Annotated in this window: 23 protein-coding genes and 2 tRNA genes; 5 read left to right on the top strand and 20 right to left on the bottom strand. The window is 26.6% G+C overall.

All coding sequences use genetic code 11. The features are described from left to right. Positions 1-12 precede the first annotated feature (12 nt). A complete protein-coding gene (locus ACTTAS_RS02585) occupies positions 13-864 on the top strand; it encodes a DMT family transporter (protein WP_440614350.1) in 852 nt (283 codons plus the stop codon). Positions 865-1,408: 544 nt separating this feature from the next. On the opposite strand, the gene ACTTAS_RS02590 is transcribed toward ACTTAS_RS02585, so the two are convergent. Genes ACTTAS_RS02590 through ACTTAS_RS02600 form a run of 3 tightly spaced genes read right to left on the bottom strand, consistent with a single transcriptional unit; the run spans position 1,409 to position 2,386 of the window. Beyond that, positions 1,409-1,684 carry a methylated-DNA--[protein]-cysteine S-methyltransferase gene (locus ACTTAS_RS02590; RefSeq protein ID WP_440618399.1) on the bottom strand — a complete coding sequence of 92 codons (276 nt, stop codon included), beginning with the start codon at positions 1,682-1,684 and terminating at the stop codon, positions 1,409-1,411. Next, entirely contained in the window at positions 1,665-2,102 is a 438-nt protein-coding gene (locus ACTTAS_RS02595) for an N-acetyltransferase family protein (RefSeq protein WP_440678228.1), read from the bottom strand. Before ACTTAS_RS02595 ends, ACTTAS_RS02590 begins: the two co-directional genes overlap by 20 nt. A gap of 32 nt (positions 2,103-2,134) precedes the next feature. Next, on the bottom strand, positions 2,135-2,386 hold the full coding sequence (locus ACTTAS_RS02600; protein ID WP_440678229.1) for a hypothetical protein: 252 nt from the start codon (positions 2,384-2,386) through the stop codon (positions 2,135-2,137). A gap of 80 nt (positions 2,387-2,466) precedes the next feature. Here ACTTAS_RS02600 and ACTTAS_RS02605 point away from each other — a divergent pair, with 80 nt between their 5' ends. Beyond that, on the top strand, positions 2,467-3,420 hold the full coding sequence (locus ACTTAS_RS02605) for a site-specific integrase (protein WP_440678230.1): 954 nt from the start codon (positions 2,467-2,469) through the stop codon (positions 3,418-3,420). A 2-nt stretch (positions 3,421-3,422) separates the two neighbouring features. On the opposite strand, the gene ACTTAS_RS02610 is transcribed toward ACTTAS_RS02605, so the two are convergent. The 8 genes from ACTTAS_RS02610 to ACTTAS_RS02645 all read right to left on the bottom strand — a co-directional run bounded on the left by ACTTAS_RS02610 (position 3,423) and on the right by ACTTAS_RS02645 (position 9,001). Beyond that, complete coding sequence (locus tag ACTTAS_RS02610; RefSeq protein ID WP_440678231.1) at positions 3,423-4,193, bottom strand: FkbM family methyltransferase; 771 nt, start codon at positions 4,191-4,193, stop codon at positions 3,423-3,425. An 8-nt stretch (positions 4,194-4,201) separates the two neighbouring features. Then, positions 4,202-6,322: a glycosyltransferase gene (locus ACTTAS_RS02615; RefSeq protein ID WP_440678232.1), complete on the bottom strand. Its 2,121-nt coding sequence runs from the start codon at positions 6,320-6,322 to the stop codon at positions 4,202-4,204. Continuing rightward, entirely contained in the window at positions 6,297-6,560 is a 264-nt protein-coding gene (locus ACTTAS_RS02620; RefSeq protein ID WP_440678233.1) for a GIY-YIG nuclease family protein, read from the bottom strand. Before ACTTAS_RS02620 ends, ACTTAS_RS02615 begins: the two co-directional genes overlap by 26 nt. An 18-nt stretch (positions 6,561-6,578) precedes the next feature. Further along, positions 6,579-6,653, bottom strand: a tRNA-Glu gene (locus ACTTAS_RS02625). A 41-nt stretch (positions 6,654-6,694) separates the two neighbouring features. Further along, positions 6,695-7,642 carry a class II fructose-bisphosphatase gene (gene glpX / locus ACTTAS_RS02630; RefSeq protein WP_440678234.1) on the bottom strand — a complete coding sequence of 316 codons (948 nt, stop codon included), beginning with the start codon at positions 7,640-7,642 and terminating at the stop codon, positions 6,695-6,697. Continuing rightward, positions 7,642-8,634, bottom strand: a complete 993-nt coding sequence (locus tag ACTTAS_RS02635; protein WP_440678235.1) for a putative transporter — start codon at positions 8,632-8,634, stop codon at positions 7,642-7,644. The genes glpX and ACTTAS_RS02635 overlap by 1 nt, the downstream gene beginning before the upstream one ends. A gap of 3 nt (positions 8,635-8,637) precedes the next feature. Beyond that, complete coding sequence (locus ACTTAS_RS02640; RefSeq protein ID WP_440678236.1) at positions 8,638-8,919, bottom strand: ETC complex I subunit; 282 nt, start codon at positions 8,917-8,919, stop codon at positions 8,638-8,640. 5 nt (positions 8,920-8,924) lie between these two features. Continuing rightward, positions 8,925-9,001: transfer RNA gene (locus tag ACTTAS_RS02645), tRNA-Pro, on the bottom strand. 94 nt (positions 9,002-9,095) lie between these two features. Between ACTTAS_RS02645 and ACTTAS_RS02650 the strand changes: the two genes are divergently transcribed. Genes ACTTAS_RS02650 through ACTTAS_RS02660 form a run of 3 tightly spaced genes read left to right on the top strand, consistent with a single transcriptional unit; the run spans position 9,096 to position 11,296 of the window. After that, positions 9,096-9,569: a zinc-ribbon domain-containing protein gene (locus ACTTAS_RS02650; protein WP_440678237.1), complete on the top strand. Its 474-nt coding sequence runs from the start codon at positions 9,096-9,098 to the stop codon at positions 9,567-9,569. A gap of 6 nt (positions 9,570-9,575) precedes the next feature. Beyond that, positions 9,576-10,757, top strand: a complete 1,182-nt coding sequence (gene nhaA / locus ACTTAS_RS02655; RefSeq protein ID WP_440678238.1) for a Na+/H+ antiporter NhaA — start codon at positions 9,576-9,578, stop codon at positions 10,755-10,757. Then, complete coding sequence (locus ACTTAS_RS02660; protein ID WP_440678239.1) at positions 10,754-11,296, top strand: glutathione peroxidase; 543 nt, start codon at positions 10,754-10,756, stop codon at positions 11,294-11,296. The genes nhaA and ACTTAS_RS02660 overlap by 4 nt, the downstream gene beginning before the upstream one ends. Here the strand turns inward: ACTTAS_RS02660 and ACTTAS_RS02665 are convergent. From ACTTAS_RS02665 to rarD, 9 genes are read right to left on the bottom strand one after another with little or no spacing between them, the layout of a single operon-like run. Continuing rightward, entirely contained in the window at positions 11,291-12,061 is a 771-nt protein-coding gene (locus ACTTAS_RS02665) for an MBL fold metallo-hydrolase (protein WP_075506711.1), read from the bottom strand. The genes ACTTAS_RS02660 and ACTTAS_RS02665 overlap by 6 nt on opposite strands. Before the next feature lie 5 nt (positions 12,062-12,066). Beyond that, positions 12,067-12,828: a TatD family hydrolase gene (locus tag ACTTAS_RS02670; RefSeq protein WP_440678240.1), complete on the bottom strand. Its 762-nt coding sequence runs from the start codon at positions 12,826-12,828 to the stop codon at positions 12,067-12,069. Continuing rightward, positions 12,821-14,362, bottom strand: a complete 1,542-nt coding sequence (metG, locus tag ACTTAS_RS02675) for a methionine--tRNA ligase (protein ID WP_440652432.1) — start codon at positions 14,360-14,362, stop codon at positions 12,821-12,823. Before metG ends, ACTTAS_RS02670 begins: the two co-directional genes overlap by 8 nt. Then, on the bottom strand, positions 14,355-15,284 hold the full coding sequence (locus tag ACTTAS_RS02680) for an AAA family ATPase (protein WP_440678241.1): 930 nt from the start codon (positions 15,282-15,284) through the stop codon (positions 14,355-14,357). Before ACTTAS_RS02680 ends, metG begins: the two co-directional genes overlap by 8 nt. Beyond that, on the bottom strand, positions 15,281-15,895 hold the full coding sequence (gene tmk, locus ACTTAS_RS02685; protein WP_440614370.1) for a dTMP kinase: 615 nt from the start codon (positions 15,893-15,895) through the stop codon (positions 15,281-15,283). The genes ACTTAS_RS02680 and tmk overlap by 4 nt, the downstream gene beginning before the upstream one ends. After that, entirely contained in the window at positions 15,888-17,039 is a 1,152-nt protein-coding gene (locus tag ACTTAS_RS02690) for a D-alanyl-D-alanine carboxypeptidase family protein (RefSeq protein ID WP_440678242.1), read from the bottom strand. Before ACTTAS_RS02690 ends, tmk begins: the two co-directional genes overlap by 8 nt. Beyond that, positions 17,032-17,871: an SPOR domain-containing protein gene (locus ACTTAS_RS02695; protein WP_440678243.1), complete on the bottom strand. Its 840-nt coding sequence runs from the start codon at positions 17,869-17,871 to the stop codon at positions 17,032-17,034. The genes ACTTAS_RS02690 and ACTTAS_RS02695 overlap by 8 nt, the downstream gene beginning before the upstream one ends. Further along, positions 17,861-18,862 (bottom strand): lytic murein transglycosylase, encoded by a 1,002-nt coding sequence (locus ACTTAS_RS02700; protein ID WP_440678244.1) that lies wholly within the window; start codon positions 18,860-18,862, stop codon positions 17,861-17,863. The genes ACTTAS_RS02695 and ACTTAS_RS02700 overlap by 11 nt, the downstream gene beginning before the upstream one ends. After that, positions 18,849-19,727, bottom strand: coding sequence for an EamA family transporter RarD (gene rarD, locus ACTTAS_RS02705; protein WP_440678245.1), 879 nt, complete (start codon positions 19,725-19,727; stop codon positions 18,849-18,851). The genes ACTTAS_RS02700 and rarD overlap by 14 nt, the downstream gene beginning before the upstream one ends. Between the last annotated feature and the right edge of the window lie 33 nt (positions 19,728-19,760).

A 19,760-nucleotide genomic window follows, 5' to 3' on the forward strand; every position in this document is an offset into this window, starting at 1 on the left:
TATCTTTCAGCTGTGAAGGCTATAATTTTAAATGCGTCTGCTTGGATGATTGTCCCTGTTATGGATGCGTTTGCTAAATATTTAAGTTCATCAATGGATGTTTTGCAAATAACATGGGCTAGATATTTTTTTACCGTAGTTTTTACTCTGTCTTTAATGCTTATATTTTACAGACAGTCATTAGTTTGGACTAAAAAACCAGCTCTTCAACTAATAAGAGGTTTGATATTTGTTTTTTCTACGTATTTATTCTTTTATGCGATTTCTGAAATTTCACTCCCTAAAGCTTTAACTTTAGCATTTGTAGCACCAATTTGTGTCACAGCTTTATCTCCATTTTTTTTAAATGAGAAAGTAGGGGTGAAAAGATGGACTGCTGTATCGTTAGGGTTTGTTGGTACTTTGATTGTTATTAGACCTGGATTTATTGAACTTAATCTAGCTACATTAGCTGCTTTAGGTAATGGAATTTGTTATGGATTTTACCTTATTATAACAAGAAAACTTAGCACTTCAGATAACCCTCTTTTAACGCTTTTGCTTTCAGGTTTAATAGGAACGGTCATTATTAGCCTATTTATGCCTTCTGTATGGGTAAATCCGACTACAAATCATTGGATTTTAATGGCTTTAATCGGCCTTATAGCCTCTGTAGCCCATCTTTTCTTAATTTTATCACTCAAATATGCTGATGCTTCAAAATTAGCTCCTTTGGGCTATACAGAAATCATAACAAACATATTAATTAGCTATTATTTCTTTCATGAATTACCAGATAATTGGACTTATTTAGGTCTTTTTATAATTGTCTTAAGTGGTCTCTATATAACCAGAAGAGAATACATTTTAAAAAGGAGTAATTAATAGTATTTATTTGTGTACTAATTATTAATGTTTTACATTAATATACACAACTAAATTATTGTAATTATTGAATAAATTATTTATATATAAATATAATTAAAATGCATTAATATTTGTTGAAGTCGAGTAATATTTTGGTTTTTTAATTAAAATCATTAATATTAATAGCTTTTTTGGACCACATTGATTTAGAAAAAAATACTAATTTTAGTTAAAGCGTTGAAAAATAATATAAATTGCTAGAAGTGTTTAATTCCAACATTTTTTTACTAATAAAATTCTAAAGTAAATTTTTTAAGCAAAAATTGAAGAGCAGGTGACTTAAAAAACCTTTAAAATAAAGCAAATTTAAGACATTAAAAAAGGGTTGATTTCATTGAATAGTAGAGCATTGCAGTAATAGAATATGCTCTTTAATCGTCCATAGAGGGTACTTATTTAGTTATATTTAGATATGTAGTACAACTGAAGGGTGAATGGTGCTATTTGCATGATTATTTATGAAAATCGTCTAAAAGTCTTTATTTTCAACACTTTTTTTACCTTAAATGTCCACTTTTTCAGATCTAAGTAAACGCAGTTTAGTCTTAATTCCACCTTTTCCTGAGTATCCTCCGAGCGATCCATCAGTCCTAATTACCCTATGACAAGGTATTTTTGGAGGATATGGGTTTTTCCCAACTGCATTTGCAACTGCTCTATGAGCTTTTGGCTTTCCGATAGCTTTTGCGACCTGGAGGTAAGTTCTGACTTCTCCTTTAGGTATTTTTTTTAAATAATTCCAAACTTTTATCTGAAATTTAGTCCCTTTTAAGTTCATATAATTCAAATCCTGTATTTTTAGCAATCTTATCATATAATTTTTTCGCCGTCTCATTGGAAGAGTGGGTTATCCAACGAATTCCGTCCCAATTATTTTCTTTAGAAAGGGATTCTAGGTATTTTATAAGTTTTTGAGCTATTTTCTGGCCCCTAAAGTGTTTATCTACAAATAAATCATCTAAAAATCCTATGTGTTGGCCTTTTATTGGTCTTGGCATTGTTCTGTAGTGTGCAATTCCAACAATTTTATCTTCAATTTCGTAACAAATTCCATTAACAACATGATTTTCATCGTGTATCCAACTCCATAAAGTATCTAAAATCTCTTGTTTCATAGGAACTTTATAAAATTTTGCATATCCGCAGTACAATTTTATCCATTTTTCCTTATCTTTTCTTTTAATTTTTCTAATCATTTACTTTAATTTTAATTATTAAATAACTGATATTATTTATTTATTATAAACTTAAGTTTTTTTGATATGGTACAAGCTTTTATTAAATTAATAGGTTTTTTATAGATTTTTTTATTAAAATTTATATCAAAACTGATTGGATGGTAGAAATGAGGATCTTTAAATTCGGATTCTCGATAGTTTTGATCACAGGGTTTTAGTTTAATTTCAAAAAATTTTTCGTTAATTTCAGCACCAACTGGACTAATTAAAATAATTAAAGCAAAAAGTATTCTTATTAACATTATTGATTACTAATATGCTTGACTTATATTTTCTATTAATATATTACTAACGATAATTAATTGTTATCATTAGTAATAATATGAATGAGCTATCTACAGATCTAAAAATTCTTCATGAGGCTACATTAGAAAATTTAAAAAGTTCTAAGGCAAATAATACATTAAGAGCTTACAAATCTGATTTTAAAGACTTTGGAGCTTTTTGTTCCAGGCATGGATTAAACTCATTACCAACTGAGCCCAAAATAGTTTCGTTATATTTGACTCATCTTTCTAAAAACTCAAAATTCAGCACTTTAAGAAGACGTCTAGTGTCTATTAGCATGGTTCATAAACTTAAAGGTCATTATTTGGATACCAAACACCCAATAATTGTTGAAAATTTAATGGGTATTAGAAGGGTAAAAGGAAGCATTCAAAAAGGCAAAAAACCTATATTAATCAATCATTTAAAATTAATAATTAATTCAATAAATGAGCAAAAGTCAAATGAAACTATGAAGCTTAGAGATAAAGCGATAATTCTAATTGGTTTTGGGGGTGGATTTAGACGAACAGAGTTAATATCCATTGACTATGAAGACTTAGAATTTGTCCCTGAAGGGCTTAAAATAACTATTAGAAAATCAAAAACTGACCAATTTGGAGAGGGAATGATTAAAGGACTACCCTACTTTAATGACAAAGACTATTGCCCTGTAATTAATCTTAGAAATTGGTTGGAAATTTCTAAAATTAAATCTGGTCCTATTTTTAGAAGATTTTCAAAAGGATCAGTTTTAACTGACAATAGATTAACTGACCAATCTGTAGTTTTGTTAATTAAAGAATATTTAAGATTGGCAGGCATAGAAAACAAAAACTTTGCAGGTCATAGTTTGAGATCAGGTTTTGCTACTGTTGCAGCTGATGCAGGTGCAGATGAAAGAAGTATTATGGCGATGACAGGACACAAAACCACACAAATGGTAAGAAGATACATAAGAGAAGCAAATTTATTTAAAAATAATGCTTTGAATAAAGTAAAAATATAAATTTAGATTGTAATATTTTCTTCATAAAAGTTAGAAAAAAAATAATCTGTCTTATTATATTTATTTATTGACACTAACTTAAAATTGTAATTTTTTAAAAATGAGAAAACATCTTGATAATTTTTATTTTTTATTTCAATTTGACAAAATACTTTATTATTTAATAGTAATTTTTCAGCTCCTTTTAATACATTAAATTCAAATCCTTCAGTATCAATCTTTAAAACAATAAACTTATCTTTGATATTAATATGAAGATTATCTAATGTATTAATTTCACACTTTTCAGTGATTACAGCATTTTTTTCATTTATCTCATAATTTGGAGAGTAAGTTTCAGTGGCACCCAAAGTAACAAAACCTTTTTTATCTCCTATTGCAACTTTTAAAGTATGAATATTAGAAATTTTATTTTTAATTATAGAATTTTCTAATCTTTCTATATTTTTTTTAATAGGATCATAGGCAATAATATTAAGTTTATTAAATTTTTTTGCCAATCTTAAGGAATAAATACCCCAACAAGATCCAATATCAAAAAAATAATCTACATTGTATTTCTCAATAATATTAGACAAAGGATTAAATAGCTCATCTTCATAGGCTTTGTGAAAAAAAAAACGTCTATCAATTAAATGCCGTAAATCTAAATCAAAATAAACACCATTAACAACTATTGTTTTTTCATGATCTTTTGAAAAAAAAATGTATTTTTTATAAAAAGAAGGAATTAATCTTTTAAGTATTGGTATCTTAACAAGAAAACTTAACATAAATTTTTTTAGAGTAACTTTGTATTATTACCCAAAGATATATCTACAAAAAATTTTGAAATTTTGGTTTCATTAAATAATTTAAAGTATTTTTTTTGTCCTGATCTAGCAATTTTTTGTCTGATTTTATTATTTTTAGAATAAAATTTTATTTTATCAGCTAAATCGTTAATATTTTTGTAAAAAATAATTTCATTTTTATTAAAAAAATCTCTCATTTGAACTTTCTCATCGATAAATGTAAGTAAACCATTTCCCATTATTGAAGCAATTCTATTACTTGAATAATATTTGGTAGGCTTGCCCCTACTAAGATTAAGACCCATTTTTGAATTTATAAGAGCATTGTTAAATTCATTTCCCCAAATAGGTTGTTTATTTGAAAATCCATAAAAATCATATTTTATATCTGGAATTTTTTTAACAAGTTTATCTAAAAAGTTAATTCTTTCATCTTCTGTCCCTTCTTTTAATGTGGCTCTATTCACACCATGACTCATTGCATAAAATAAATCTTTTTTAGGACGCATTTTGTAAACCTCAAAACTCTCAATATTTTTATCAACAGGCACAAAGAAAAAATGAAAATTATTATTGTTTATTTCTTTTTTTAATACCGATGGATCTGTTGTAATGAAGTTATGATCTACAAAACTTGAATATTGTTTGATATTAGAAATATTTTGTTTCGAATAATTAAGACTAGGCATGATCGGATCCTCATTCCATTGTGACATAATAAGATTTTTATTAATCGATCTAAATTCATCAAGAGTATTAAGTTCAATATTTTTAGTATGTCCAAAAAAAACAATATCTGGATTGTAATTTTTAAAGGTTTCAATTAAGAATTTTTGAAAATTATTTTTGTTAGGAATTAAACTAAACGATTTATTGTTTTTTAGAAAATCTCTATCACTAATTTCTAATACATCATGACCATTTCTAACAAAACCATTAGTAAATTTTTTTCCTAAAGAAATATTAAAAAGCCTATGATTAAGTTTCTGACCTTGGTTGTATAAATTTATTATTTTTAATTTTTTTTTATTAAAATTAATTTTAAAAAAAGGAACACAACTTTCACGTATTTGGTCTATTACTTTTGTATTTTCACTAATTAAATGTTTGATATTATTTCGACCATTTAATTGTAAAGATTTCCTTTTTTTATTGTTTTTAATCAATTTTTTAATTTCTAAATAAAGGTCATTTGAATTAAGATTTTTTAAAATTATTGCTGCATCAGTAGTCTCTGGTAACCCTCCTCTATTACTTATTATTGTGGCACAACCTCGAGAAGAAGCCTCTAGAGATGTTCTTCCAAATGGCTCTTCCCATCTTGATGGAACGATAGCTATCTCTGATTGGTTTAAAATATTTAATGTTTTTTTGTGGTTAAGAAAACCTAGTTCTTTATGTTTATTGTGATTAATATAAATATTTCTTCTATCTTCGTCGCCCAGTGAATATGCATTCCAATTAGGAAATTCATCAAGTATTTTAAGTATAGCGGTTTTAAAAATATCATAACCTTTTGAATAATTTAACCTACCAACAAATATTATATTTTTATTTTTTTTAACTTTTTTTTGCTTATTGACGCTTGGATAAACTATTTCAGTTTTAGTCTGTAATTTCTTATCTAAATTTAAAAAAAATCTATTACGAACCCATTCACTTACAAATATTATTTTTTCAACTGACTCTAAAATTTTTAATCTTTCTTTAACTGTTTTCGAACCTTTCATAGAGATTGGATCGTTATGAAAATAAAAAATAAATCTATTTTTAACTAACTTTATTAATTTAAATAATAACTGAGGTCTATTATGTATTTCTACTATATCAAAAGCTTGATTATTTAATTCTCTAGACAATTTATTAGCATATTCATTTGTCGTACTTTTAAATTTTGACTTTATATTATTTAATTTTATGTTTTTATAATTAACAGTTAAATAATCAGTATGTTTAGTGTGACCATAAATTATATTCTCTTTTTTATATTTTGATTTTTTAAAAAATTCTGAAACCCAAAGAGATGCAGCTGAAGCCTTTTTAAAAGAATAATTTTCTTTGTAAGGTAATATTGTTGCGATCTTAAGATTTTTTTTTGGTAAAATCATAAATTATCTGTGATCTTTCTTTTCTATCTTTTTTTAACTTATATTCAAATGAAAGCGCTTTTGATTTTGAATAAAATCTTTTTTTATAAATTAATTTCCATTTATAACCTCTTGTAGATTTAGCTCCTTTATTATTATTGTGTTTGACTAATCTTTGATTTAGGTCATTTGTATAGCCAACGTATGTCTTTTTTGGGTAATTTTCTAAAGTTTTAATTAAATAAACATAATAAACCATTAAGGTTTATATCATATCTGGCGGTCCCTAGGGGAATCGAACCCCTCTTTCGAGGATGAAAACCACGTGTCCTAACCGATAGACGAAGGGACCGAATTGCTGCTTTTTATTGCAAAAAAGATGATTAATCAAGCTTATCGTATTAATTTTTGTTTTAATTTTACAACCTTTTTAAGGTTTGAGTGTTTATGTGTCACTAAAGTTTCTGAAATAAATTTATCTTCTTCCTTTTTTATGCCTGAAACTAAATCACCCGAGGTAATCCCAGTTGCACAAAAAATCGAGTCACCTTTAATAATTTCATTTAAATCATATTTTTTTGATAGATCTTTGATTCCCATTTCTTTAGCTCTTTTCTTGTCTTTATCCGTTTCGAATAGAAATCTACCTTGAAAACCACAATCAAAAGCATCTAATGCAGCAGCTGCCAAGACACCTTCAGGCCCTCCACCTGTTCCTAAAAAAATATCAACAGAGTATTTATCATCAGTTACTAATAGTGCTCCAGATACATCTCCATCAGATATAAATTTAGTTTTAACTTTTAAATCTCTTAATTCAGTAATAATTTTATCATGTCTAGGTCTTTCCAAAATACATGCAGTTAAATTCTCTGGCTTTTTATTTAAGTATTCGCTTAAATTAAAAATATTTTTTTTAACTGAGTAATCTAAATCAACAACATTTTTTTCTTGTACTTTGGTTGAGATTTTTTCCATATAAGTTTCTGGAGCTTTAAATAAGTTATTTTTTTCCGCAATTGCTATTACTGATAAGGCACCAGGGAGGTTATTGGCTGCAAAATTAGTTCCTTCCAATGGGTCAACAGCTATATCAAATTCAGGGCCATTTTTAGTTCCAAGTTTTTCGCCAATGTACAACATTGGAGCCTCATCCAACTCACCTTCACCTATAACTATTTGACCTGTCATATCTATATTATTTAATTCTGATCTCATAGAATCTACTGCTGCTTTATCAGCAGCTATTTTATCTTTTTTGCCAACAAAATATGATGAAGCTATTGCTGCTTTTGAGGTTACGTTTACAAATTGATCAATAAATTTTTTATTAATGGCCATTAGGCTTGTTTATCAATTAAATCCTCTTGTACAATTTTTGACTCAAATTCTCTTAGACGTTTATACACACTAGCAAGTTCAATTATAGTTGGCCAAGCTTTCAATATATACTGCATAGAACCTTCAACTCTACCAAAAGCTCTAATTATCTGTTGCATTACACCAAGCGTAACGGCTCCAGCTACGATCGCTGGAGCTAAAAAAACATATGCTGATAATACATTTGCCTGCAAGTATGCAATTCTACCAATGTTGAAATATAAGTATCTAATATAACTTAAAAAGTGAATATTTCTCACACCGTCAAATAATTCTTCAATAGTTTTTGGACGAATAGTTCCATCATCCTCAGCAATTACAAGTATTTTTCTATAAGCTGCTTCTTTTTTTTGTAGATCGTACTCAACGCCTACTAATCTCAAAATTAGACCAAGAATAATTAAAAATATAGTTCCCCCTACTGACCAGATTAAAGCACCTACTATTAATCCATAATCCCAATCACCAAAGAAAAAAATTGGAATTCCAACACTTAAACCAAATAAAATTGGCATAAACTCAACAAGTATCATTAAAGCTTCAATTAAACTAGTTCCTAACGATTCCATTATTCTAGAAAACTTAATAGTATCTTCTTGAACCCTTTGAGCAGCGCCTTCTATTCTTCGAGCTTTATCATATACGCTATGATACCATTCAACCATAGCAGTTCTCCATCTGAATAAATAGTGAGAAGTAAAAAAACTAACAATAACTGCTACACCCACATACATAGCAGCTAACGTTATGAAAGATAATAAGCTTGCCCAATATTCTTCTATGGTTATAGAATTTGGTGCGCCCAATGCTTTTTGAATCATATCGTAGAACTGACCAAACCATTCATTAATTTTTACATCAATTTTTACCTGTATCCAAAGTGAAGATAAAATTATCGCTGATCCAATCCATGACCATAACATCCAATGTTTTTGTGTGAAAAACCTAAACATTTTTTATTTTAAAAAATTATCAGCGTAAGATTTTTTTACAGTTTTTCTTTTTCTGGGTTCAATTAATTCAAATTCTATTTTCTTTTTTTTTGCATAATTTATTGCAAGCTCTTTTGATGAAAATTCTAATTTTAATTCTGAATAAGTATCCGATGAACTTTCCCAACCCATCAAAGGGTTTTTTGTTGGATCTTTTGTTTTAAATTCTAATACCCATTTGTCATTTTTAGCTAAACCTGATTGCATTGGGTTTTTATTTGGAATGTAAATAATTGCTTTTTTCATAAAGATGGTCGGAGTGGCAGGATTCGAACCTGCGACCCTCTGGTCCCAAACCAGATGCGCTACCAGGCTGCGCTACACTCCGATCGAAGTACTAATACAGTAGTTATTGATAATTTCAATGTATAAAGAAGCCTAAATTAAAAGAATTTTGAGTAAAATCTGTTATATAACGAGGCATGATAATTACTTGTCCTTGCGAAAAGAAACAATTCAAAATTAATAGTTCGTTAATTCCCAATGAAGGACGAGAGCTACAATGTGGATCATGTGAAAGAGTTTGGTTTTACAAGCCACAAAATGAAAGTGAAGCTCACTTAACATTAAACAATAATGTTTCTACAAATAAAACTGAACAAAATAATAAAGTAAATGAAAAAAATTTAGAAATTAGTAAACCATCAAAACAAGAAAAAATAATTGAAGCTGAAATAAAAAAAGAAAACTTAAAAACTGTTGAAAAGTCAGAAAGTAAAAAATCTAAATTATTTTCTTATTTGATAGTTTTAATTATATCTTTTGTTGCTCTAATAATCTTGGTTGATACACTTAAAACACCACTTATTAATGTATTTCCTAGACTAGAAGTAATATTATTCAACCTTTTTGAAACATTGCAAGATATAAAACTATTTATTATAGACCTAATTTAAAATTTTATGATAAATTATATATCTAAACCTTTTAGATGGTTTTTTAAATTAGAAGCTGCAAGTGGACTCGTTCTTTTGTTTGCAGCAGTAATTGCATTATTTATAAGTAACTCAGGATTAGCAGATTTATATTTTGCTACTTTAAATAAATACTTATTTATAGGTATTAATAATTTTGGTCTAAAATTATCTGTATTACATTGGATAAACGATGCGTTGATGGCAATATTCTTTTTCTTTGTCACCTTAGAAATAAAAAGAGAATTTCTACAAGGTGAACTTTCTAATATTAAACAAGCTTTACTGCCAATCATAGCTGCTGTAGGAGGAATGTTGGTTCCTGCATTATTCTATGTTTTTATTAATTTAGGAGATAGTGAAACTTTAAATGGATGGGCTATTCCTTCAGCAACAGATATAGCTTTTTCTTTAGGAGTTTTGTCATTACTTGGAAAAAGAGTCCCTTTATCATTAAAAGTATTCTTAACAGCTTTAGCTATAATTGATGATTTAGGAGCAATAGTAATAATTGCTCTATTCTACTCTGGAGATTTAAGCATTAAGTATTTAACATTAATGCTGTTAGCTTTTATTGTTTTGTTGTTAATAAATAAATTTAATATCAAAAAATTCTTACCTTATTTAGTAGTAGGACTTTTCCTTTGGGATTTTACTCATAACTCAGGTATCCACGCTACTATTGCTGGTGTTTTGCTGGCTATTACAATCCCACATAGAAAAAAAGACAAAGATTTTTCTTTATTAATAAAAATAGAACATGCAATTAGTCCTTATGTTGCTTTTGGAATAATGCCTTTATTCGCGTTTGCTAATGCAGGCGTTTCTCTTGAAGGCTTATCTTTCGCTTCATTGTTAGATAAAGTTCCATTAGGTATTGTACTTGGTCTATTCTTGGGAAAACAACTTGGTGTATTTATATTCTCTTATATATCAATAAAATTAAAAGTAGCCCAAATGCCAAACGATACAAGTTGGTACAATTTTTATGGAGTTGGAGTTCTTACTGGTATTGGTTTCACAATGAGTTTGTTTGTAGGAAATTTAGCTTTCGTTGAAAACATGCAATATATGGATGGTGTAAAAATCGGTGTTTTGACTGGTTCTTTACTATCTACTTTATTTGGTTATTTTTTAATATTACTTACTCCAAATAAACCTAAGAAATGAAAAAAGTAGTATTTCTATTTTCTATATTTATGATTTTTTTTAAAACCTCAGCAACAGCAAACTATGAAAAAAAGTTTTATGATTTTAAAATTGAAAGCATAACCGGTGAAACAATAAATTTAAATGATTACAAAGATAAAGTTATTCTAGTAGTTAATACAGCTAGTTTTTGTGGTTTCACCAAACAATATGACGAATTGCAGGAATTATGGGATTTATATAAAGACAAAGGATTAGTTGTTCTTGGTGTCCCTTCAAACTCTTTTAATCAAGAAAAAAAAAATAATGCAGATGTAAAAGAGTTCTGTGAAGTAAATTTCAATATCAATTTTCCACTAACAACAATCACAGAAGTTAAAGGAGAAAATGCTCATGAACTTTTCAAATGGGCAAAAGATAATCATGGTAAATCTGCTGTTCCAAAATGGAATTTTCATAAAATTTTAATTAACAAAGAAGGAAAAGTTGAAGATACATTTGCATCTTTTACTAAACCAATGTCAAAAAAGTTAATTAAATCAATTGAAAATATTTTATAATTCTAAAGTTAAACCATCATGAGCAGGTATAACATTTTTAGGTAATAACTTTTTAAGTACTTTATAATCTAAAACTGGTGATAAATTTGTAAGAATAGCTTTTTTGGGATTGAACATTTTGATTATATTAAGTGAACTTTCCAAGTTGAAATGTGATGGGTGAAAATTGTACCATAAACAATCAATTATTAAATATTTCAAGTTTTTAAAATATTTGAAATCTTTTTTAAAAATTTTACTTACATCACTGATATAAGCTAATTTTTTATCAATAATAAAACAATTTGAATCAACCTTACCATGCTCAACCGTAATAGATTGAATATTAATTTTTTTATTCTTATTTCTTGTATAAATATTTTTTGGCAATTTATTTAAATTTAATGTTGCTGGATATTCTTTTGAGTAACTTTTGAAAATGTATGAAAATGAATTTTTAAGATATTTTGAAGTATCACTATCCGCATAAACATCAATTTGTTTTCTGCTATTTATATAAAAAGATCTTAAATCATTAATTCCATGAGTTTGATCTCCATGCATATGAGAAAACAGAACTTTATTTATTTTTTTAATTTTATGTCTTAAAAGTTGTTCTCTTAAATCTGGTGAAGTATCTATTAGTATATTTTCATTAGTAGTTTTCAATAAAGCTGAGCATCTTGTTCTGTAATTTTTTTTATTATTTGGGTCACAATTTCCAAAAAAACCATCTGGTCTTGGTACACCCATTGAACTACCACAGCCTAAAATAATAAATTTCATATTTGTTAATTAAAAAAAAGTTTATTAAAATTATTTGTAGTAATCTCTATCAGTTCTTTTTTTGAAATATTCTTTATTTCAGCTAATTTTTCAGCTGTAAAATTGATAAATGATGGTTCATTTTTTTTTCCTCTATTTGGCACTGGCGCCAAAAAGGGACTATCGGTTTCAATTAAAATATTTTCATTTGGGATTGATTTAAATGTCTCTTGTAAATCAACTGAATTTTTAAAAGTAATTATTCCACTAGCAGAAAAGTAAGAATTTAAAGATAATAATTTTTCTGAAAATTCTTTTGAACCAGTAAAACAATGCATTAAAATTTTAATATTCTCATCTTTATATTGATTTAGAATTTCAAATGTTTCGTCTTCAGCATTTCTTGAATGAACAATTAGAGGAACATTGGTCTTTATTGAAGCTTCTATATGTTCTTTAAAACTGGCAATTTGTTTATCTTTTTCACTATTATTATAATAAAAATCTAATCCAGTTTCACCAATACCTATAATTTTTTTGTTATTTTTTAAGTTATCAATAATTTCATTGGCAGTAATTATGTTTGTAGAACTTTCATGTGGATGAATTCCAATTGTACCATAAATCATCTCATCTCTATTAACTAGTTGCTTAACTTTAGAGAAACTTTCATGAGACGTTGATATTGTTAATAGTTTTTCAACACCCACATCTTTTGACCTTTGTAAAACATTTGTTAAATCACTCAACAAAGGTTCGTGATCTAAGTGACAATGGGAATCAATCATTATTTTTTTCTATTTTTTTAAATAATATATCAATTTTATTAATATTATTTCCTTTAGTTAAATACTCATTATCTGTAAGGGAATTTAATTTTATTTGATCTTCATTAATATTAAAAATTTTTAGTGCTTTTAAAGAAGACTCTGGAATAATTGGATATAATAAGAAACTTATTTTTCGAACAATTTCTAATGTAGTATAGACAATTGTGTTTAATCTGATTTGGTCATCTTTTTTTTTCCACGGTTCTTGATCATTAAAATATTTATTTGCCTCAAATAGTGAATTAACAATGTAGTCTATATAAAAGTTAATATTTTGATGATCAATTTTAGATCTAATATTATCTAAATTTTTTTTATACTTGTCTAAAATTAACAAATCTTCATCTAGAAATTTAATTTCAGAAGGAATTTTTCCATCACAATTTTTGATCGCAAAAGCGGTAACTCTTTGACATAAATTACCATAGTTATTTGCTAAATCACTGTTTATACAATCTTCCAATCTTTCTTGAGAAATATTACCATCATTGCCAAAAGAAACTTCTTTGATTAGATAATATCTTAATGGATCTAACCCATACTCATCAATTATTTCTAATGGATCCAAAATATTCCCTTTAGATTTGGACATTTTTTCCTCTCCGGATAAAATCCAACCATGACCATAAACTCTTTTTGGTACTTCAATCTTGGCAGCTAATAAAAAAGCTGGCCAATAAACAGCATGAAATCTAAGTATATCTTTGCCAATTAAATGCATTGATGCAGGCCAAAATTTTTTGAATAATTCATCATCTTTATTTGGGTAATTTAGTGCGCTTAAATAATTTGTAAGTGCATCTAGCCAAACGTAAATTACATGATTTTTATTACTTGGAACTGGTATACCCCATGAAAAACTTTTCCTACTAACTGATAGATCTTTTAGACCACTTTTTACAAAACTAATAACTTCATTTCGTCGAGACTCTGGATAAATAAAATCAGGATTATCTTCATAATATTTTAAAAGAGGTTTTTCCCATTTTGAGAGTCTAAAAAAATACGACTCTTCTTCAATCCATTCGACAGGTGATTTTGATGATATAGCTATTTTTTTACCATCTATTTCTTCTATCTCATCTTCGCTATAAAAAGCTTCATCTGATACTGAATACCAACCAGAATAATTTGATAGATAAATATCATCATTCTTTTCAAGTTCAGACCAAAGATATTGCACTGTTTTTTTATGCCTCTCTTCGGTTGTTCTAATAAAATCAGTGTTGCATAAATTTAGAGTATCTGAAAGATCTCGAAAAGTTTTGCTTATTTGATCACAAAATTTTTGAGGAGTCTCCCCTGCTCGTTCAGCTGATCTTTGAATTTTTAAACCATGCTCATCTGTACCGGTTAAAAAATGTACTGCATAATCATCAATGATTTTAAATCTTGCAAAAAAATCAGCAGCTATACTTGAGTAGGCGTGACCCATATGAGGTTTAGCTGATGGATAGTAAATAGGTGTTGTAATATAAAAATTTTTATCCATTTAAAACTTTATCTTCAAATTCCATAAATAATGTCTCTTCGTCTAAATTATAAATTTTAGTATCATTAATTTTTTTTAAAAAGTAATGATAATGGTGAAATAATTTAATATTTTTCGTAGATATATTGTTTCTAAAATAAACTTCAATAAAAGAATAGATTAATTGAATAATTGGTTTGTTTTTTTTGTAAGTCTTACTTGATATTAGACTTTGCAAAAAAGTGTCTAAATTATAATCCTTAAGATTTAAATCAAAGTTTTCTGCAAGATTTAATAATTCATATAATTTACCTGGTGTTGTAAAGTAATTTACTAAATCTTGATTTATAAAATTATAAACATCATCGTTTATTAATTTATTAACAATTTCAATAGATTGAGCATTCGTTAGAAAAATTTTGAAATTTAAACATCTAGATTTAAGAGTTGGTAAAACTCTTTTATTATTATTAATTAAGATAAAATTAATATTTTCGTTAGGTTCTTCCAAGACTTTTAGTAATGCATTAATAGAATTCAAATTTAATAATTCTATATTATCTATTAAAACAAATCTTTTTTTATTATTAAATGAAGATTTATTTAGATTAACAATTAATTCTCTTATTTGATTTATATCAATGTTTTTTTTATCTTCAGCTACGTCTATAAGATTAAAATTTGGATTAGATTTATTTTGTATAAGTTTGAATGATTTATTTTCTAAATTAATTTTATTGTTTTCAACATCATAAGAATGTTCTTCATTTTCTGATAATACAAAGTTTATTAGATGATAACCTAATGTTGCTTTACCAATACCCTTTTCACCAGATAAAAGAATTTTATTTGGTAATTTATTATTTAAATATAATTTAGATAAATGGTTGAAAATCTCTTGATGTTTGTACAAATTAAGTTGTGTAGAAGAATATAGGCTCATTTAATTAATTTTTTAACATGATTGATAATTAATTTTTCATTTTTCTTAATATCTAAATTTGAATCAATTATCTTGTATTTTTTCTTATTTAGTTTTGACATCTTAAGAAATCCATTTTGAACTTTGTTATAGAAACTGGTATTAAATTGATCATATCTATTTAAAGATTTTCTCATTTTTAATCTTAAGAAAAGATTTTTTTTATTTACAACATTAAGAAATGTAAAATTAACCTTAATATTTTTTAATAAGTATTTATTAATTATATTTATAATTTTAATATCAACACCCATACCATAATGTTGATATGCAATTGTAGAGTCTATAAATCTATCAATTAAGATAACTCTTTTTTTATAATATTTTTTAATAAGATTAATATTTTCACTTCTGGCAGCTAGATATAAAAGTAAATCAGTTTTTACATTAAAATTGGATTTCTTATTTAATATTAATTTTCTAATTTTTTCAGAATTTAAACTCCCTCCTGGTTCTCTGATTTTTAAATATTTAACTTTATTTTTGTCTAAATACCTTGAAACAATTTTAATATGATGACTTTTGCCACTGCCTTCTATACCTTCAAAAACAATTATTGGCTTCTTAGACATCGCCCCAAATTAAGTAGTTTAATGATTTAAGCAATCTAGAAAAGAAATTTACTTTTTTAATTTCTTTTAAAGCAAGCAAATCATACTCACCTACTAATTCTTGGTCATAAACTACTTTTAATGTTGCAACTTTTTGATCTTTGTTTATTGGTGCTTCTACAGGACCATCATAATTTACAGAAACCTTTAAGAATTTTTTTTTGGCCTTTTTAATAGTTTTGTAAATATCTTCATTTGTATAAACATCAACTGTATCTTCTTTTCCCAACCATACGTCAATTTTTTGAAAAGGTTTATTAGCTTCAGTAATTTTAACTAAATCAAAATTTGTAAGTCCATAAGTTAACATTTTAGTACTTTCTTTTGATCTGGCGTTTTTTGAATTAAAACCACTGCCAACAGCAATTAATCTTCTTCCATTTCTCTCTATGGATGAGGCTAATGAATATTTTTCTACAGCTAAATAACCAGTTTTGATACCATCTGCTCCAAGATTTTTATATAGCAAAGGATTTCTATTACCTTGTGTTATTGGATCTCCCCCTGTTCTATCCCAAGTAAATTCTTTTTCAGCAAACATTTTATAAAATTCTGGATGTTCTTTAATTAAGTATCTAGACATGATCATTATGTCTCTAACTGTTGAATTATTATCAGGGTGATTAATTCCTGAGGAATTAGAAAAGTTTGTATTGTCCATTCCTAACTCTTTAGCTTTTGCTGTCATTAAGATTGCAAACTCTTCTTCAGTACCCGCTATACCTTCTGCTAATGCAATACAAGCATCATTACCGGATGCTATGATTATACCTTTTAGTAAATTTTCGACAGAAACCTCATCACCTACCATAATAAACATTGAGGAATAACCTGATGTAGATAATCGCCAAGCTTTTTCTGAAATGATAAATTTTTCATCCATACTTAAATCTCCTGACTTAATTAAGTCAAAGGCAATGATTGAAGTCATGATTTTCGTCATGGATGCAGGATAAATTGATAAGTCCGCTTCCTTTTCAAAAAGAATTTCTCCAGAATGATAATCTTGAATTATTGCAGTTTTTGCTTTCACATCAAAATTAGCAAATGATTTAGATGCAAATAAAATGAATATTAAAATAATTAAATTTAATTTTTTAAACATCTTTAATAATTTTTAGGTTTTCAAAATTTAGTTTTTCTATTTCGTCAAATGACTCTTGAATTTTTTTTATATCATTAAATGGACCTAATAATACCCTATATTTTGTTTGAGATAATTTTTTTATAACAGGATTTGTTATCTTTGTTTCATCCTTAATTCTTTGGATCATATTTTCAGCTGAATCTTTATAATAAAAATCTGCAATTTTAATTGAATATAGAAAATTACTTTGAGAAGTCTTAGGCAATTCCTTTTTCTCTACAGTTCCTAAATTATCTATGGTTATTCCATCCACAGGAGCCTTTTGAGCTACTTTTTTTTCTTCATCAAACGTTTTAGCTTTTTTTGCTACAAAAGTTGATTCATTAGAAATTAGAGATAATTCAACATAGGGTTCATTTTCATCAAGCAATAATTCATCAACAATTCTTTTGGTGATTACTGAATTATAAAAATTTGAAAAAATTGCTTTATTAGATATCACTTGCGCAATAACAGTTTTTGTATTTTCAGGGTTAGTAATTTTCACAAAAGAATTTTTTCTAATTTTGGTATGAAAAATAAACAAACCTCTATTATCTAATTTTTTTGAAACACTTTTTTTATTAAAAAGATTGTCGTCGTAAATTAATGCAAAGCCTTGGTTGGTATACTCTCTATCAAAAATATATTTAGAACTATCTTCTTCATCTTCATCTGAAGATTTTAAAGTTGTTTCTGCTGTAGATGTATCTGGTTCTGTCTTAATAGTTTTTTTTTGAGTTGTTTCTAATTGTTTGCATCCAATAAAAATAATAAACAACAATAATTGCAATATTATTTTAAAGTTCATCTTTGAATTTATCCTTCAATGTGCAGACGGCTAAAGCAAATCTTAAAGATCTATTCCATTGTAAAATTATTTCATAATTATTAAATACCACATAAGCTGGATTTAATGTTTCCGCATCAGGAATTATATCTTTATCTGGTGTTATTATTGCAACTTCTAATTCATCATAATTATTTGAAATAATTGAATTGTTCTGAATGTATTGTCTAAAAAACTTTAATTGTTTCTTATCATGTAATTTTTTTGCAGAAATATTTAAATATTTTTTTGGAATATCATTGTTTAAATCAATTCTATAAAAACATGGTTCATTAGATTTCCAACCTATTTTCTTTAAATAATTACTCGCTGAAGCATACGCATCAGGGTTACTTTTTAAATTTATTGAACCATTGCCATCATAATCTGTTGCATAATTTTTCATAGTAGAAGGCATAAATTGGAAGTAACCAAAAGCACCCGCCCAAGATCCATATAATGTTTTATAATCAATTTGATTTTTCTCAATTAAATTTAAAAGTATTAAAAGTTCTTTGGTAAAAAATTCTGATCTTCTTTTGTCAAAACTTAATGTAGCTAGTGAAGAAAGAATGTCCATTTTACCAACATAAGTTCCAAAATTTGTTTCTATACCCATTAATGATAAGAGAAGTTCTTTTTCTATGCTAAATTCATTTTCAACTGAGGTAATTAAATTTAAATTATCTATATAAAGTTTTTTTCCTTTTTTTACTTTTTGGTCAGAGGTTCTTTTTGATATGTAAGTTTTTGTATCTTCATAAAATTCTGGTTGATATCTATCATATTTAATTACATCGGGTAAAAACTTAGTATTAGACATAACTAGATCAAATGTTGCTTCAGAAATATTATTTTCTAGAGCAATTTTTTTGAAATTATTTTTCCATTTTTCGAATTCTATATTGATATCTGCTAAAGTGTTTGAATGAAAAAAAAGAGATAAAATCAGTATAAGTTTAATTAGTTTCATATAAATCTCTCAAATATATTATTACAGCAATCCAGATTAAAATGAAACTTACTAGTTTATTAAATGAGAAAACTTCATAGTAATAAAAAAAACCTAGTAAAAATTGAAGAGTTGGTGTGATATAGAAAATCATCCCAGTCGGACCTAATCCACATAATTCAACTCCTCTTACATATAAAAATAAAGGTATTACCGTCATTGGACCTGCCAACAATATTATTAACATCATTGAAGGGTTAGATAACGAAAAATCATTGTAACCATTAACTGCAATAAGATAGAATGCAACAATTGCAATTGGTAATATAAATAAACTTTCTATTAAAAGTCCAATATCAGTATCAACATTAACCTTTTTTCTTACTAAATTATAAAAGCCCCAACTTAGTGCCACAAGTATACCAACCCAAGGAAGTGATTTTAGACTTACAAAAATTAAATATAAAATTGACAAAATAACCAAGGTAATTGAAAAAATTCTTTTATTATTTAATTTTTCTTTAAAAAAAATATAACCAAGAAGAACACTTAATATTGGCATTATAAAATAACCAAAACTCGCATCTATTATTCTGTTGGTAGCGATTGCATAAATCCATACACCCCAATTCATGAAAATCAAAAAACCTGAAATAAAAAGATAAATAAGATTTTGTTTACTTTTAATTATCTTAAAAAAAATATCCCACTTTGAAAAAAAGAAAGTTGTTAATATTAAAGTCAAAGTTGTCCATAAACATCTGTGGACTACTAACTCAATATAACCAATAAAAGTAATATATTTAAAATATAAAACTCCAAAAAAACCCCACCAAAAAGATCCAAATCCAGCAAGTAAAAGCCCTTTATTAAATTCTTTGTTCATGTAGCTTTGATATTAGTCGTTAATGAGTTTTTT

The sequence above is a fragment of the Candidatus Pelagibacter sp. HIMB1611 genome (genome assembly GCF_052047715.1).
Lineage (GTDB): Bacteria > Pseudomonadota > Alphaproteobacteria > Pelagibacterales > Pelagibacteraceae > Pelagibacter.